This window comes from Flavobacterium cyclinae, assembly GCF_021172145.1.
GTDB lineage: Bacteria > Bacteroidota > Bacteroidia > Flavobacteriales > Flavobacteriaceae > Flavobacterium > Flavobacterium cyclinae.
Genome location: NZ_CP089095.1, coordinates 2328347 through 2345707 on the forward strand (window position 1 = coordinate 2328347; position 17361 = coordinate 2345707).

Below are 17361 nucleotides of genomic sequence, written 5' to 3' on the forward strand. Positions count from 1 at the left end.
AAGGTAATAAATAGTAATTAGTGATTAGTAATTAGTGATTAGTTTTTTTTCGATTAAAAAAATATTTCAAAAATACTGTAACATTTAACAATTGTTGAAGTCTATTAACCACAATCATCAATCATTTAATTAAAAACAAACAAATGAAACTTAAACTAATTATCACCTGCTTTTTGTTCGCTATGACTTTTGGTTTTGCACAAAATTCAGGAAGTATCAAAGGAAAAGTAATTGACAAAAACACCAATGAACCTTTGCCTTATGTAAACATTATTGTTAAAGACAATAGCAAAATTGTAACGGGAGGCGTTACAACAGAAGAAGGAAATTTCATCATCACTAAATTAGGAAATCAAAAATACATTGTTGAAATTCAATTTATTGGATATACAACGGTTGTAAAAAATATTGATTTAACAACAGAATCAAATTTAAACCTAGGAACTATAACTATTTCAGAAGACGTATCCGAATTAAAAGATGTAGAAGTTGTTGCGGAACGTTCTAATATGGTTCAAAAAATTGACAGAAAAGTGATTAATGTTGGAAAAGATTTAATCGCATCAGGAACTACAGCGTCAGAAATCATGAATAATATTCCTACTGTTAGTATCGATCCTCAAACGAAAGAAATTAGCATGAGAGGAAACAGCAATGTTCGTGTTCTAATTGATGGAAAACCTTCAAATGTTTCAGTAGAACAATTGTTACAACAAATTCCTTCGGCTTCAATCAAACAAATCGAATTGATTACAAATCCTTCGGCAAAATATAATCCAGAAGGGATGAGCGGAATCATCAATATTATTTTGCATAAAAATTCGCAAGACGGGTTTAATGGTTCTTTAAACACTGGAGTTACTTTTGGAATTACACCAAAGACAAATTCGGCATTAAACATGAATTACCGCGTAGGAAAAATAAATTTTTACACCAATTATGGCTTTAATCACGGAATAAATGCAAATCACGGATTTGTTGATAGTGAAAGAACTAATCAAGAAAACCTACAAAATTTCCAATTCAAAAACAAAAACAATTCGCACCTATTAAAATTTGGAATGGATTATTACATTAACGATAAAAATACTCTATCTGCTTACACCAATCAAAGTTTTACTTATGGTTCTGGCACAGGATTGACAACCGTTGCTTATGATGATCCAATTAGCAATAGAAATACAAGTCAGCTTTTTGGTAGTAACGGAAATAATAAAAACCAAACCTACGACATGGTTTTTAAGCACGACTTTGAAAAGAAAGATGAAAATTTAGAACTTCAATTGAATTATTCTCATACGGTAAATGATGAAAACACACTTTATGATGAAACCATTTTAAACCCATCAGAAAGTTTTGAAAGAAGAAATATTGTTAAAGGAACAACTGATTATTTTCAGTTTAATGCTGATTATATAAATCCAATAACAGAAAATTCTAAATTGGAATTAGGAGTTGAGACGAGAATTCAGAATTCAGGAAATCGTTTTAATGATATCAACCCTAGTTTTACAAGTGCTAATAATTCGTTTGAATTTGGAAGAAATATTTATTCAGCTTATGCTAATTTAGGAAAGCAAATAGGGAAATGGAGTGGTCAATTGGGTGTTCGATTAGAGTATTTTGATTTAGAAGCAGATTTTGCCATCAATGAAACAAATCCAAGTTTTAGCGATGCCCAAAAAATAAGTGATGATTTATTTACAGCTTATCCATCGGCTTTTTTAACGTATACTGCAAATGATAAAAACTCTTTCAATTTTAATTATTCAAGAAGAGTTGACCGTCCAAGTATTGGACAAATTAGCCCAATTAGAGAATGGACAACGCCTTTAATGGAATCAAGAGGAAATCCCGATTTAGTTCCACAATTTACAAATTCGTTTGAAGTAAATTATACAAGATCTACTAAAATTGGATCCATTACAAGCGGTGTGTTTTATAGAAGCATTTCAGATGAGATTTCAAGAACTGTTTATAACGACCCTAACAATCCAAATAGAAACATCTTATCTTATGCCAATTTTTCAAATAATAATGCATACGGAATTGAATCATCAGGAAATTTAAAATTCGCCGCATGGTGGTCTGTTAATGTAAGTACCGATGTTTATTTCAAAACTGCTAAAGGAACGGTACAAAATGCCAACACAAACGCTTTAGAAAATGCCGAAGTGGATGTAACAACATTTAATGCAAGAATTAACAACAGTTTTACAGCAACAAAAAATTTACGTTTCCAATTATTTGCTATGTATAGAGGTAGAGATCGTGGATTACAATATGATAGAAAAGAAATGTATAAAATGGATTTTGGAGCAACTTACAACATCTTAAAAGGAAAAGGTACAATAACAGCTCGTTATAATGACGTTTTTGAAAATATGCGATTTGCTTTTGATGGTAACATTCCGTTTAGACAACAAGGTGCTTTTTACTGGGAAAGTCAAACGTTTTATGTAGGATTCAATTACATGTTTGGTGGTGGAAAAAACCGTGCTTTAGCAAGAAAACAAAGAGATGCTAACGAAACACAAAGTGGTGGTGGAATGTTTTAATTTTAGTAATTAGTCGTTAGTGATTAGTAAATAGCAAAAACGCTCTGAAAATTCAGAGCGTTTTTTTTCTATATTCTATTTTCTTTATTCAATTTTCTAAAAATTACCATCTAATAATAACACTTCCCCAAGTAAATCCAGAACCAAAAGCAGCTAAAACTACTAAATCACCTGATTTAATTTTACCTTGTTCCCAAGCTTCAGTTAAAGCAATTGGAATAGAGGCTGCAGTGGTATTTCCGTATTTTTGAATATTGTTGAACACTTGGTCATCTGTTAAACGGAATTTCTGTTGAATGAACTGTGAAATTCTCAAATTCGCTTGATGTGGCACCAACATATTAATATCGGAAACTTGCAAATTATTCGCTTGCAAACCTTCGTTAATTACTTCACTAAAACGAACTACTGCATTTTTGAAAACAAATTGTCCGTTCATGTATGGATAATAACTTTCATCGTTTGGATCGTTATCTGCAATAATGTCGGTTACCCAACGTTTGCCCATCCCTGGAGCAATTAATGACAATTCTTCTGCATGTTGCCCTTCAGAATGTAAATGAGTAGATAAAATTCCTTTAGATAAATCTTCTTCTCTTGAAAGTACAGCTGCTCCTGCACCGTCACCAAAAATTACTGAAACACCTCTTCCACGAGTAGTCATATCTAAACCAGTTGAATGCAATTCAGAACCAATTACTAAAACGTTTTTATACATTCCGGTTTTGATGTATTGGTCAGCAATTGAAATCGCATATACAAATCCTGAACATTGATTACGAACATCTAATGCGCCAACCGTTCTTAAACCTAAATCACGTTGCACTAAAACACCTGGTCCTGGAAAATAATAATCGGGACTCAAAGTTGCGAAGATGACAAAATCGATATCTTCTTTAGCAACGCCAGAACGTTCAATAGCAATTTGTGCTGCTTTTACCCCCATTGAAGTGGTGGTATCTTCTCCTCTTATCACATGACGACGTTCTTGAATTCCAGTACGTTCCTGAATCCACTCGTCGTTAGTATCCATTATTTTTGATAAATCATCGTTTGTTACCACATTATTAGGAACGTAATAACCTAAACCTGAAATTTTTGAATGATACATACTTTTCTATCTAAATTAAGCTACAAAAATACGAAATTATTAATTGTGTGATGATTTAATTAGATTTTGAAAATTCTAATGAAACTGTCTTCCCTTTTTCTATTTCAAAATCATGTTCAAAAAAAACAATTTGATTTTGATACTTAGCTTCCATTAAATAATGACTTCCTCTGAAATAAGAATTTAAAACCTCAACCTTAAAATCAGAATTTACTGTTGCTTTTAATTCATGCGGATAAACAAATTTCAATTCTCCTTCAATTTCAATTTCGTTAACATCACCAAATAATGAGGCTACATATTTATGATTTGGATTCTCATAAATATCTTTTGGAATACCACTTGCTACAATTTTACCTTCTTTTATGATCACTACTTCGTCAGCAAAAGATAACACATCTGTACTGTCATGCGTGGCCACTATACACGTAATTTCTTTTTCTTTTAAATAACCAAATAGTTTACGTCTTAAACTATTTTTTCTAAAATTATCAATATGACTAAAAGGTTCGTCTAACAATAAAACTTCAGGTTCTAAAGCCAAAACTCGAGCTAAGGCGACGCGTTGCATTTGTCCACCACTTAATAATTTTGCCTTCACATCTGCAAATGCTGTCATTTCAACAATTTCAAGGAGTTCTGCTATTCTTGCTTTTTTATCTTCTGGAAAAAAATTAGATAGGTACTTCCCTACATTTTCAGCAACTGTAATATAAGGCATCAAATCGAAATCTTGAGCCAAATATTTCATGAAAGGCATCCCTGGAATTAAATGATATTTTGGACCCAACACTTCTATATCATTCCAAAAAATTTGCCCTTCATTTAAGTCATACAATCCATAAATCAATTTTAATAACGTACTTTTTCCACAACCACTTTCTCCTATTAAAGCCAAATTTCTACCTTTTGGCAATTGTAAAGAAATCGCATGTAAATTTGGAATTTCGTTATAAGAAAAAGTAATATTTTGAACCGACAGCATGATTATTTTTTTTACAAAGATAAGATTAAAAATTATGTCAATTTGTCACCAATGCAACTTTGGTATTTATTTTGAAATAGGTGAAACATCAAATTGTTTAACTTAAAATTTTAAATATGGCATCAGGAAAAATTAATGTTTCAGTTGAAAACATCTTTCCCTTAATCAAAAAATTCTTGTACAGTGATCACGAAATTTTCTTACGTGAATTAGTTTCGAATGCAACAGACGCTACTTTAAAATTAAAACATCTAACCAGCATTGGGGAAGCAAAAGTGGAGTATGGAAATCCTAAAATTGAAGTAAAAATTGATAAAGAAGCTAAAAAACTTCATATTATTGACCAAGGTTTAGGAATGACGGCGGAAGAAGTTGAAAAATACATCAATCAAATCGCTTTCTCTGGTGCAGAAGAATTCTTAGAAAAATATAAAGATTCTGCCAAAGATTCAGGTGTAATTGGACACTTTGGATTAGGATTTTACTCGGCTTTCATGGTAGCTTCTAAAGTAGAAATCATTACTAAATCATACAAAGACGAACCGGCAGCACATTGGACATGTGATGGAAGTCCAGAATTTACTTTAACTTCTCATGACAAAACAGAAAGAGGTACCGAAATTATCCTTCACATTGCAGAAGATTCAGTAGAGTTTTTAGAAGAATTCAAAATTCGTGAATTGTTGACCAAATACAACAAATTCATGCCAATTCCGATTAAATTTGGAACTAAAAAAGAAGCGCTTCCAAAACCAGAAGACGCTCCAGAAGATTACAAAACAGAATACGTTGACGTAGATAACATTATTAATAATCCAAATCCGGCTTGGACCAAACAACCGAGTGATTTATCAGAAGAGGATTATAAAAATTTCTATCGCGAATTGTACCCAATGCAATTTGACGAACCATTATTTAACATTCACTTAAATGTGGATTATCCGTTCAATTTGACTGGAATTTTATATTTTCCAAAATTATCTGCCGATTTACAAATTCAGAAAGACAAAATCCAATTGTACCAAAATCAGGTTTTTGTAACTGATAATGTAGAAGGAATTGTTCCTGAATTCTTAATGATGTTAAAAGGTGTAGTAGATTCACCAGACATTCCATTAAACGTATCGCGTTCGTACTTACAAGCCGATGGCAATGTAAAGAAAATTTCGAACTACATCACTCGTAAAGTTGCAGATAAATTGAAATCACTATTCAACGAAAACCGCGAAGATTTCCAACAAAAATGGAACGACATCAAAGTAGTTTTAGAATACGGAATGCTTTCGGAACCAAAATTCTATGAAAAAGCAGGCGATTTCGTTTTATATCCAACAACAGAAGACAAATATTACACGTTAGCCGAATTAAAAGAAGCATTAAAAGACAACCAAACCGACAAAAACGGAAAATTAGTAGTGCTTTATGCCTCTAACAAAGATGCACAACACAGCTACATTGATATCGCAAAAGAAAAAGGTTATCAAGTGTTATTGTTAGATTCACCAATTGTGTCGCATTTGATTCAAAAATTAGAAGCGGATAATGAGAATCTAACGTTTGCTCGTGTAGATGCAGATCATATTGATAAATTAATTCAGAAAGAAGAAGAAACAATTTCTAAATTATCGGATGACGAAAAAGAAAAACTGAAATCGTCTATTGAAACAGTAGTTCCAAAAGAAAACTACACAGTACAATTAGAAAACTTAGATAGCAATGCAGCACCATTCATTATTACCCAACCCGAATTCATGCGTAGAATGAAAGAAATGAGCGCAACTGGCGGTGGTGGAATGTTTGGCATGGGTAACTTCCCAGATATGTATAATTTGGTTGTAAACACGAATTCAGAATTAGCGACTACTATATTAAACAGCCCAGAAGACGCACAAAAAGACTTGGTAAAACAAGCTTTAGATTTAGCAAAACTTTCTCAAGGTTTATTGAAAGGAGAAGAGTTAACGGCATTTGTAAAGAGAAGTTTTGAGACGTTGAAGTAGTCTTAATTGTCTTTCTGAATTTATTAATTTTTGATTTTATAATTTAATTAAAACCTGACAGGTTTGAGAAACCTGTCAGGTTTTTTTGTTAACTTTGATTATAAAACTGTAAACTATGAAAAAACTAACTTTCGACATCGAAATAAGCGCTCCAGCCGATAAAGTTTGGAATGCTATGTGGAAAGAAGAAAACTATAAAAAGTGGACTGCTGCCTTTTGCGAAGGTTCAACTACAAAATCTACTTGGAAACAAGGAGAGCGAATTCATTTTCTTGATCCGAATGGAAACGGAATGTATAGTGAAATTTCAACTCTAGTTCCAAATGAAAAAATGTTCTTCACGCACATTGGAAACCTAAAAAACTTTAAGGAACAGCCTATAGATGATGAATCTAAAGCTTGGTCAGGTGCAATTGAAAATTATTCTTTAAACGAAGAAAATGGTAAAACAAAAATTTCTGTTGTAATTGATGTTTTAGAAAAATATATTGAATATTATAATAAAACTTTTGGATTAGGCTTAACAATTATTAAAGAAATTGCAGAAAACTAATAGACAAAAACTAATTACAACATAAATAATGACACTTTCAATCGAAACTCCCGCTTTATTATTTTCAGCAACTTCACTAATTCTTTTAGCTTATACGAATCGATTTTTAACAATTGCCCAAATTGTTCGCGGTTTAAAGAAAAACTACGACGACAATCATAATAAAAATATACTTTTAGAAATCAAAAACCTAAACTTACGACTCACACTCATTCGATACATGCAACTTTTTGGCGTTATGTGCTTATTCTTGTCGGTTTTTGCTATGTTACTATTGTATATTGGTCAAGATTCTATTGGAATATATCTTTTTGGAGCTAGTTTGTTAAGTTTATTAATTTCTTTAGGCATTTCGTTTTGGGAAATTAGTATTTCTGTTAATGCTTTACGAGTGCATTTAAAAGATTTATCTGATGATATTGAATAATTAATTTTTAAAATTTAAACCTTTTGAATTCTATATAGTCTAATCTATAAACTTAAAAAAAATAGCATATGAAAAAAATGAATTTTTATATTATCGGAACTATTTTGCTAACATTAATTTCTTGCAGTAAAGAAGATATTGTTGTTGATCGCGAATTAGTAAGTGCATACGCAGAAATTGAATTTAGTAGTGATGTAGATTTCAATTCAGGCATTGAAGCTTCTAGTGATAATGGCTCATTTTCGAGCCGAACAAATTCCGCATCAAATTCTGAATTAACTTCATGCGCTACAGTAACTGTAGACAATGCTACACCCGGAGTTTTCCCTAAAACATTCACAATTGATTTTGGATCTGGTTGTATTTCAAATGGGATTTTGAGATCTGGAAGCATTACGGTTACCATATCAAATTATATTATGAGCACAGGAAGTATTACTACAATTGTAAGAGGTGATAATTATTATATCAATAATAAAAAAGTTGAAGGTACAATCGTATATGAAAACACGACTACTGATGTAAATTATCCGCAATGGAATAGAACGATTACAAATGGAAAAACAACTACTACCTCTGGAGATGTTTATACTCATTCTGGTACTCGAACTGTAAAACAAATTGCAGGTGTTACTACTTTAGCATTACTCGATAATGTATACGAAATAACAACTGGAAACCACACTATTACAAAAAACAATAATGCTACTTTAACTGCAACTGTAGTTGAGCCATTAATTAAAAAATATGCTTGTGCTCATGTTTCACAAGGACAATTAGATTTACAAGGTAGTGTTTTAGATGGTATTTTAGATTATGGTGATAATACCTGTGATTATTTTGCTACTTACACACATTCAAATGGTGTAGTTTATGACATTGTGTTAAATTAAAAAAAGTAAAAATGAAAAAATCGATATTTTTATTGATGTTGATTTTAGGAATTTCAACATCATATGCACAAACAGACGAAAAAAATGACTTGCCAGAATATACTGGAGAAAATTTTAGTTTAGAAGGTGCATTAGCTTTATTTAAAAAATCAAATTCACTTGAAGAATTTGAGAAACTAATCAATTTAGAAAGCAATAATGTAAATAATCTCGACTTAAATAATGATGGTCAAACTGACTATATTGTAGTTCAAGATATCCAAGACCATGATACTCATGTTATCGTTTTGAGTACATTTCTAAACGAAAAAGAAAAACAAGATATTGCTACAATAGGTATTGAAAAAACGGGAAATGAAGAAGCAATTCTTCAAATTGAAGGTGATTCCGATTTATTTGCAGAAAACACCATAGTTGAACCTCTTGATGTAGAGGAAGAACTTGTGAAATCTAAAGGTGGACCAAATTTTCCTGAAATAACAACAAACCGAGTAATTGTTAATGTTTGGTTTTGGCCAAGTGTACGTTTTCTATACTCTCCAAGATATACAGTATGGATTTCGCCTTATCGATGGAACTATTACCCAAAATGGTGGAAACCATGGAGACCAATAAGATATAGTATTTTTTATAAAAATTGTGCTTCACATAGAGTATACTTTCATAAAACCAATACACGCAGGGTTACTGTTGCACGAAAAGTATATTTACCAAAAAGAAGCAAATCAACTTTAGTAATTCGAAACAAAAAAGGAACAACTATTGTTAAAAAAAACAACCGAAACAAAACTTCAGTCATTAAAACAAAAAGAAGAAGATAGATTTAAGAATTAAATTTAAAAAAATCTCGTTTAAGTATAAACGAGATTTTTTTATTCAATAATCCATAGCAAAACTGGCTTTTTTGTTTGTTGTAAACGTTCGTCTAGTTTTTCCATAAAATCATCTGAAACCGCAGGACAACCCCAACTTAACGGACTATGTCTTGGATAAATTTCAAAATTCTTTACTGCATCCCAAGAATGCAATACCACTACCCTTTTTACCGCACTTTTATTTGTAGATTCTAATCCGTGTAGCCAATATTTTACATTGATTCCCCAAGAACTATAATCGCGATTACCAATTTTATATTTTCCCTTCATAGAGCAATGACTATTTACTCTGTTGTCAAACTTAACCTTTTTCCATTTATCTGGATTATCTTCAAATTGATCACAACTTCCATGCGTTACTAAATTTTTATCAATAATTTTATTCGATTTAAAATCATAAATAAAAAAACGGTTTTTCCCAGAATGCACGCCCAAATCAACTAAAAAATAGTACTCTTCATTATACTGATTCTCTTTACAAAATTCAGAAGCTTCTTTATGATAAGAAGAGTAATCTTTAATTCGAATTGAATTGTTATCTGAATTATTACAGCACAAGAAGCAAATTGAAATTAATAATAGAACGTGTTTCATAAAAGGTGTTTTATACAATTGCCAAATAAATTTTATTTTTTCAATACAGCTAAAATTATACCAAACAAAATTATTTTTCTTTTTCTATACTCTTTTTTGTTTTTCGTTTATCTTTGCGCCCCCTAAAAAATTTGTACATGTCAAAAAACAATATAATAAAAGGCGTTTTCTTAGTTGCATTAGGTGCAACTAGTTATGGAATGTTAGCCACTTTTGTAAAATTAGCTTATAAAGAAAACTTTACAACCGCAGAAGTAACTTCCTCTCAATTCATTTATGGGATAATTGGAATAATATTAATCAACTTATTCCAACGCACCAAAAATAAAAACACCGCAGTAAAAGCTACACCAAAAAACATTTTCCATTTAATGTTAGCTGGAACTTCATTAGGAATGACGAGTGTTTTTTACTATTTAGCGGTAAAATACATCCCGGTTTCTATTGGAATTGTATTGTTAATGCAAACCGTTTGGATGGGTGTTTTATTAGAATGGTTTTTAGATAAAAAAGCACCTTCATTTCAAAAAATAATTTCGGTTATCATCGTATTAATTGGTACAGCTTTAGCAATCAATATTTTTAAAATAGATTTTAATGACCCAACAATTGATTGGCCAAACGGATTATTTTGGGGTTTATTGGCGGCAGCGTCCTTTACAACTACGATGTTTACCGCTAACAAAGTAGCACTAGGAATTTCATCAGCACAAAGAAGTTTGTATATGTTATTAGGTGGTGCTGTTATCGTTTTTGGTTTTAGTTTATATACCCAAGTTACACCTTTTAACTTTGAAATTTTTGCAAAATGGGGAATTGTATTGGCATTATTTGGTACAATAATTCCGCCTATGCTATTAAATGCAGGATTTCCTCATACGGGAATTGGTTTAGGAAGTATTGTATCTTCATTAGAATTACCGGTTTCGGTAATGATGGCATATTTTCTTTTAAACGAACAAGTGTTATTCATTCAATGGATAGGAATTCTGTTAATAATTACCGCAATCGTAATTATGAATATACAATTCAAGAAAAAATAAATAAATTAGCGATGTAATTCATCGCTTTTTTTATGCTCGATTTATTCCCAAAAGAAAAAATAATTTTACCGTTACCCGATGCGCTTTTCGAGTTTTATCCCAATTTCTTCAATAAAGAAGAAGCCAATCTTTTATGGAACAAATTAATAAATGAAACGCCTTGGCAACAAGACGATATTACCATATTTGGAAAGAAAATAGCCCAACCCAGATTAACCTGTTTATTTGGAAATGAAGGGAAACCATATTCGTATTCGGGATTAACGATGCAACCTCAACTTTGGAATCCTACATTGATATATATTAAAGACAAAGTAGAACAAGTTGCACAACAAAATTTTACTACAGTTTTAGCCAATTTATACAGAAACGAAAAAGACAGCAACGGTTGGCACGCTGACAACGAAAAAGAACTGGGCAGAAATCCCATAATTGCATCAGTAAGTTTTGGGGAAGAACGTAAATTTCAACTGAAGCATAACTTAAATCCTGAGATTAGAATGAATATAAATCTCAATCATGGAAGTTTATTATTGATGAAAGAAGGAAGTCAACTACATTATAAACACCAAATTCCAAAAGCTTCTCAATCTAAAAATCCAAGAATAAATTTAACTTTTAGAACAATTCTATAAAAATTCATCAAAAAAAAGGGAATAGTGGTTCATTATTTTAAAAAATTCAAAAAAAACAACCTGCCTATATTTTGAATTTATTTTTTTACTAATATTGAATTATTAACCAATAAACTATAGAGAAATAGTATTTACTTCATGAAAAAGAAGAAAATTTCAGAATTCGACAACGAAACATTAGATAGAGTTGTTGCTATGGCGCAAGAGGAAAAAAAACCTTTTGAAGTTTTAAAAGAAGAATTTGGTGTTTCAGAAAATGAAGTTACCGAATTAATGCGAAAAAGATTGTCCAAAGATAATTTTGAACTTTGGAAAAAGAAAGTGACTGCTAGTAAGCCAAAACCTAAACCAATAAAGTATAACGAATTGGAAGATGAAGACTTAGACAGCAAATATTATTTCAAAAATAAATTCGACTAAAAAAATTTAACTCTTGTTCAACAAGAGTTTTTTTATTTTATACAGAACTTTGTTTTATGAAAGAAAAACAATTTACTGAATCACAAATCGATCGTATCATAGAAATGGCTTGGGAAGACCGCACACCTTTTGAAGCTATAACTTTTCAATTTGGAATTTCCGAACAAGAAACTATTGAAATTATGCGACGCGAGATGAAAGCATCAAGCTTTAAAATGTGGCGAGAACGTGTTCAAGGAAGAGCCACAAAACATGCAAAACTTCGCACTAACGGCATTGACCGTTTCAAATGTAAACTACAAAGACAAATTACAGGTAATAAAATTTCTAAACGCTAATTGTAACAATACATGCATTTTATCTACTTATTGGTAATTCAATTAAGATAAGATGAAAAAAATAATGTTATCCCTAGCTTTAGTAGGGTTTTTATGGAGCTGTAGTCCAACTCAAACAACTAATAAACAAAATGATGTTGCAGTTACTATTGATTTAATCAATGTTAAAGACGATAAAGTAAAAGTAACCGTTACACCTCCAACTTTCACTATTGAAACTGTAACCTACCATTTCCCTAAAACAGTTCCAGGGACTTATTCAGAAGATGATTACGGTCGTTTTATTGAAAATGTAAAAGCTTTTGATGCTAAAGGGAACTCGCTTAAAATAGCAAAAATTGATGAGAACTCTTATTCAATTTCTGATGCTAAAAAATTAGCAAAAATTACCTATTACGTTAATGACACCTTTGATACTGAAGGAGGAGCAGGATTTGGAGCTAGTGAAGATGTGTTTTCTCCGGCTGGAACAAACATTAATGCTGGTGTTAATTTCATGTTGAATACCCATGGATTTATTGGTTATTTTAAAGGAAAAGAAGAAACTCCTTATAAATTAACGGTTACACATCCTGAAACTTTATTAGGCGCTTCTGCAATGACAGATGCTGATAATAGCGCTACTTCTGATGTTTTTTACATGCCAAAATATGCTAACTTGGTAGAAATGCCAATCATGTATTCAAAACCAGATTTTACTTCGTTTATGGTGGATGATATGGAAATTATCATTAGCGTATATTCTCCAACAGGTAAATATACAGCTGAACAAATTACTCCAAATATGGAAACCATGATGAAAGCGCAAAAACGTTTCTTGGGTTCAATAAATACAACAAAAAAATATGCTATATTATTGTACTTATCAGATATGGCTGCGAAAGATGCAAAAGGATTTGGAGCTTTAGAACACCCAACATCAACTACGGTGGTTATGCCAGAAATGATGGGATTAGAAATGCTACAAGAGCAGTTAAAAGATGTAGTTTCTCACGAATTTTTCCACATTGTAACCCCTTTAACGATTCATTCAAACGAAATCCAATATTTTGATTTTAACAACCCACAAATGTCAGAACATTTATGGATGTATGAGGGCGTTACAGAATATTTTGCTAATTTATTCCAAGTAAATCAAGGCTTAATTGACGAAAATGAATTCTTTGAAAGAATGGCTGGTAAAATAGCACAATCACGTCAAATGAACGACAATATGAGTTTTACTAAAATGAGTAAAAACGTATTAAACCCTCCTTACAAAGATCAGTATTTAAACGTATATCAAAAAGGAGCATTGATTGCAATGTGTGTTGATATATTAATTAGAGAAAACAGCAACGGACAAAAAGGAATTTTAAACCTAATGCAAGAATTATCTAAAGAATACGGAACTACTAAAGCATTCAAAGACGAAGAATTATTTGATAAAATTACAGCTTTAACCTATCCTGCAGTTGGTGAATTCTTAAAAAACCACGTTGCCGGTGAAACTCCAATTCCATACGAACAATATTTTGCTAAAATGGGAGTTTCTGAAGCTTCAATAGAAGTTACTGGAAATCCGTTTTTAAAAGGACAAAGTCAACCTTATATCACAGTAAATCCAAGTACAAAAGAAATCATGATTTTACCGGGTATGGAATTGAATGAATTCATGAACACTTTAGGTTTAAAAAATAACGATACACTTTTAGCTTTCAACGACAAAAATTATAACTTAGATAATATTTATGATTTAATAATGGAAAGCATGAACTGGAAAGATGGTGATGCTATTACTGTTAAAATTAAAAGAGATGGTAAAGAGCAAACGGTTAAAGGTAAAGTGATAATGCCTAAAGAAAAACAAGATGGTTACCAATCAACAGACGACACTAAAAAAGCGGTTCGTGATGCTTGGTTAAGAGCTTAAAATTTGAAATTGAATTTTTACAATTGATATTGCACATGAAAATCCTCAAAGTACATAGTATTTTGAGGATTTTTTTATTTACTTTGCGAACACAAATTAAAAACTCAAAATGAAGAAGATAGTTCTAGCTGTAATAGCCGTTATTACCCTTATAGCATGTAAAGAAGAAGTTAATTCAGATGCAAATGTTCACATTACAGGTGACGTTAAAGGATTAAGTAAAGGAAAATTATACGTACAAAGAATTCAAGATTCTACCTTAATTATTTTAGATAGTATTCTAATTAATGGCGATTCAAAATTTGAAAGTCACATAAATTTAGAAAGTCCGGAAATGTTGTACTTGTTTTTAGACAGAGGACAAACCAATTCAATTGACAATAATTTGCCATTTTTTGCTGAACCTGGAAATATTAAAGTTGAAACAACATTACAACATTTCTTTGCAGATGCAAAAATAACAGGATCAGAAAATCATGACTTATGGAAAAAGTTTGACAGCATTAATAGCAAGTTTAGAGATCAAAATTTAGCTTTAATGGCAAAACGTTTAAAGAACGAATTAAAACCAAATCCAGTTACCACAGACAGCATTGAGCAAGCGTATCAAAAACTTTTAAAAAGAAAATATCGTTACACTGCGCATTTTGCAGTTATGAACGGAAACAAAGAAATTGCGCCTTATTTAGCACTTTCTGAAATTGCAGATATCAATACTATTTACTTAGATACCATTCAAAAAAGTATGACACCTGATGTTGCTAAATCCAAATATGGGAAAATGTTAAGTGAATATGTTAAGGAACGAAAAGAAATTGAAGTTCAGAAATAATCAACTAAAGCGGTCAGTAATGCCCGCTTTTTTTATTCATATTTTAAATATATTTTAAATACTGCATACGCGACAATCTCGATAGTGTAATAATAATATTCTAAAAACTATTTATACTTTATTTAAACAAATATGAAGTAAGTTCGATTCCTAAATCGAGTAAAAAAAATTAATAAGAGATCAAAACAAAAAAACCATCACATTTCTGTGATGGTTTCTACTTTAGAGCCGATGGAGGGACTCGAACCCACGACCTGCTGATTACAAATCAGCTGCTCTAGCCAGCTGAGCTACACCGGCAACTCTATTGCGGTGCAAATATAGTTCTGAATTTTAAATTTCCAAAAAAAATCTGCACTTTTTTATCGCAATTTTTTAGTTTAATTCGTTTATTTTCGCAACAAATTGATTTGCAGCCGCTTCGTAATCTTTACGGATTTGTTTAAAATGCGCTTTTTTATTTTCAACGTCTTTTTGATTTGCTCTTGTCATTAAAGTATCAAAAGTTTCGTAGATTTCATCAACTAATGCATCTGAAGTTTCTGTTGGTTTTCCTCCATTAGTCATTTCCCAAATGTAAACGATGTTTACAATATCTCCTAAAACGTAGTTGATTTCTTTTTTCAAGTTTTTAACGCTTGCCATTTTGTATAAATTTAAAATTTAATGCAAAATTACATAATATATTTTGTTCTCAATACATTATATCGAAATTTCTAACAAAGTAGCCTTTCCTCTAAAAGTTAGATTTTCCATACAAGCTGGAATCAAAATAGTATCTCCCATGCGATAACTTACTATTTCGCCGTTAACAATCATTTCAAATTGCCCATTGGTACACATAAAAACTGTAAAAGCTTGTTTGGTACGTTTCCAAATAAAAGTCTCTTGTAACGCTATGATATTCGTAACAAAGTAGGTGCAATCTACTATAGTAGTACTTTTATTTGCTTCTTCCTTGTAGTCAATTTTAGAAGGTGTTGTGTGATAATTAATAGCATCTAAAGCTAATTCAGTATGCAATTCTCTTCCATTTCCGTTAATATCTACTCTATCCCAATCATAGATTCGATACGTAACATCACTCGTTTGTTGAATTTCTGCCACCACTACTCCTGCTCCAATAGCATGAATAGTGCCCGTTTCTAAAAAGAATACATCTCCTTTTGAAACAGGATATTCGTTAAGTAAATCTATTAGATTTTTATTTTCTAAATGCGCTAAATATTCTTGCTGATTGGAATCTTTTTTAAACCCAACAACCAAACGTGCCGACTCATCGGACTGCATTACATACCACATTTCCGTTTTCCCAAAGGAATTATGACGTTCTCTTGCCAATTCATCATTAGGATGCAACTGAATAGACAAATCTTCTTTAGCGTCGATAAATTTAAAAAGCAATGGAAATTGTTTTCCAAAACGAGCAATTACAGATTTTCCTAGAATTTCTTCAGGATACAAATCGATAATTTCGTTGATATTTTTTCCTTTAAAAACACCTGTGTTCACTATACTAATTTCGCCAGGAACAGTCGAAATTTCCCAACTCTCACCTGTAGTTTCAGAAACTATCGGTTTGTTGAGATAGGTTTTCAACTTGCTTCCACCCCAAATGCGGTCTTTTAGTATCGGTGTAAACGTTAAAGGATAAAACTTCATAGTTATATAGTGATGTACAAAGATGCGAAAAAAGTATTAAAATCCTAAAATTAAGATTATATGGATGAGTTATTTCGCTTTTTGAATAGCTTTCAATGCTTTTTCAATATGATTTTTTGCACTCATACTATCAAAAATATAAATACAATACCCTTTAGCATCAAAAACATACGTCACCCTTCCAGGTAATAATCCAAACAAAGCGGTTGGAACCCCAAACAAACGACGTAATTTTCTATCCGCATCTGAAAGTAAAATAAACGGCAATTTATATTTCTGTTGGAAATTTTGATGTAAACTAGCCGAATCGCCACTAATACCAATAACTTCGGCACCTAAATCTTGAAAATCTTGATAAGCATCCCTAAAACTGCAAGCTTGTGTAGTACATCCTGGCGTAAAATCTTTTGGATAAAAGTAAATCACTACCGGTTTTTCATGTATTTCATGACTTTCAAAAGCAGTTCCGTCTTGCTTTGTAGCTTTAAAACTTGGTAATTTATCTCCAATTTGAATTGCCATA

Annotated in this window: 18 protein-coding genes and 1 tRNA gene; 12 read left to right on the forward strand and 7 right to left on the reverse strand. The window is 31.4% G+C overall.

The features are described 5' to 3' along the window. Positions 1–143 precede the first annotated feature (143 nt). On the forward strand, positions 144–2558 hold the full coding sequence (locus tag LOS86_RS10810) for a TonB-dependent receptor (RefSeq protein ID WP_231842114.1): 2415 nt from the start codon (positions 144–146) through the stop codon (positions 2556–2558). A 103-nt stretch (positions 2559–2661) separates the two neighbouring features. Here the strand turns inward: LOS86_RS10810 and LOS86_RS10815 are convergent, their stop codons facing one another. After that, a complete protein-coding gene (locus tag LOS86_RS10815) occupies positions 2662–3669 on the reverse strand; it encodes a 3-oxoacyl-ACP synthase III family protein (RefSeq protein ID WP_231842115.1) in 1008 nt (335 codons plus the stop codon). A 55-nt stretch (positions 3670–3724) separates the two neighbouring features. After that, positions 3725–4654, reverse strand: a complete 930-nt coding sequence (locus LOS86_RS10820; protein WP_231842116.1) for an ABC transporter ATP-binding protein — start codon at positions 4652–4654, stop codon at positions 3725–3727. A gap of 116 nt (positions 4655–4770) precedes the next feature. Between LOS86_RS10820 and htpG the strand changes: the two genes are divergently transcribed. From htpG to LOS86_RS10845, 5 genes are all read left to right on the forward strand, one after another. After that, positions 4771–6654 (forward strand): molecular chaperone HtpG, encoded by a 1884-nt coding sequence (htpG, locus tag LOS86_RS10825; RefSeq protein ID WP_231842117.1) that lies wholly within the window; start codon positions 4771–4773, stop codon positions 6652–6654. 115 nt (positions 6655–6769) lie between these two features. Next, complete coding sequence (locus LOS86_RS10830; RefSeq protein WP_231842118.1) at positions 6770–7207, forward strand: SRPBCC family protein; 438 nt, start codon at positions 6770–6772, stop codon at positions 7205–7207. Positions 7208–7235: 28 nt separating this feature from the next. After that, positions 7236–7634, forward strand: coding sequence for a DUF2721 domain-containing protein (locus tag LOS86_RS10835; RefSeq protein WP_231842119.1), 399 nt, complete (start codon positions 7236–7238; stop codon positions 7632–7634). A gap of 68 nt (positions 7635–7702) precedes the next feature. Further along, complete coding sequence (locus tag LOS86_RS10840; protein WP_231842120.1) at positions 7703–8527, forward strand: hypothetical protein; 825 nt, start codon at positions 7703–7705, stop codon at positions 8525–8527. Positions 8528–8538: 11 nt separating this feature from the next. Continuing rightward, positions 8539–9348: a hypothetical protein gene (locus LOS86_RS10845; protein ID WP_231842121.1), complete on the forward strand. Its 810-nt coding sequence runs from the start codon at positions 8539–8541 to the stop codon at positions 9346–9348. A gap of 51 nt (positions 9349–9399) precedes the next feature. On the opposite strand, the gene LOS86_RS10850 is transcribed toward LOS86_RS10845, so the two are convergent. Then, the gene (locus LOS86_RS10850; protein ID WP_231842122.1) at positions 9400–9996 is read right to left on the reverse strand and encodes a murein L,D-transpeptidase catalytic domain-containing protein; all 597 of its coding nucleotides are present in this window, start codon (positions 9994–9996) and stop codon (positions 9400–9402) included. A gap of 137 nt (positions 9997–10133) precedes the next feature. Between LOS86_RS10850 and LOS86_RS10855 the strand changes: the two genes are divergently transcribed. From LOS86_RS10855 to LOS86_RS10880, 6 genes are all read left to right on the forward strand, one after another. After that, on the forward strand, positions 10134–11039 hold the full coding sequence (locus LOS86_RS10855) for an EamA family transporter (RefSeq protein WP_231842123.1): 906 nt from the start codon (positions 10134–10136) through the stop codon (positions 11037–11039). Positions 11040–11071: 32 nt separating this feature from the next. Continuing rightward, positions 11072–11674, forward strand: a complete 603-nt coding sequence (locus tag LOS86_RS10860) for an alpha-ketoglutarate-dependent dioxygenase AlkB family protein (RefSeq protein WP_231842124.1) — start codon at positions 11072–11074, stop codon at positions 11672–11674. Between the two features lie 138 nt (positions 11675–11812). Then, the gene (locus tag LOS86_RS10865) at positions 11813–12094 is read left to right on the forward strand and encodes a TIGR03643 family protein (protein ID WP_231842125.1); all 282 of its coding nucleotides are present in this window, start codon (positions 11813–11815) and stop codon (positions 12092–12094) included. A 56-nt stretch (positions 12095–12150) separates the two neighbouring features. After that, the gene (locus LOS86_RS10870) at positions 12151–12432 is read left to right on the forward strand and encodes a TIGR03643 family protein (protein WP_231842126.1); all 282 of its coding nucleotides are present in this window, start codon (positions 12151–12153) and stop codon (positions 12430–12432) included. Positions 12433–12484: 52 nt separating this feature from the next. Beyond that, a complete protein-coding gene (locus tag LOS86_RS10875) occupies positions 12485–14344 on the forward strand; it encodes a M61 family metallopeptidase (protein WP_231842127.1) in 1860 nt (619 codons plus the stop codon). A gap of 109 nt (positions 14345–14453) precedes the next feature. After that, entirely contained in the window at positions 14454–15176 is a 723-nt protein-coding gene (locus LOS86_RS10880) for a DUF4369 domain-containing protein (RefSeq protein WP_231842128.1), read from the forward strand. Between the two features lie 226 nt (positions 15177–15402). On the opposite strand, the gene LOS86_RS10885 is transcribed toward LOS86_RS10880, so the two are convergent. From LOS86_RS10885 to LOS86_RS10900, 4 genes are all read right to left on the reverse strand, one after another. Beyond that, positions 15403–15476 (reverse strand) — tRNA-Thr (locus LOS86_RS10885). A gap of 75 nt (positions 15477–15551) precedes the next feature. Next, a complete protein-coding gene (locus tag LOS86_RS10890; RefSeq protein ID WP_231842129.1) occupies positions 15552–15821 on the reverse strand; it encodes a hypothetical protein in 270 nt (89 codons plus the stop codon). Between the two features lie 57 nt (positions 15822–15878). Then, on the reverse strand, positions 15879–16838 hold the full coding sequence (locus LOS86_RS10895) for a type I phosphomannose isomerase catalytic subunit (RefSeq protein WP_231842130.1): 960 nt from the start codon (positions 16836–16838) through the stop codon (positions 15879–15881). 69 nt (positions 16839–16907) lie between these two features. Next, a complete protein-coding gene (locus tag LOS86_RS10900; protein WP_231842131.1) occupies positions 16908–17360 on the reverse strand; it encodes a peroxiredoxin in 453 nt (150 codons plus the stop codon). Position 17361: the final 1 nt, after the last annotated feature.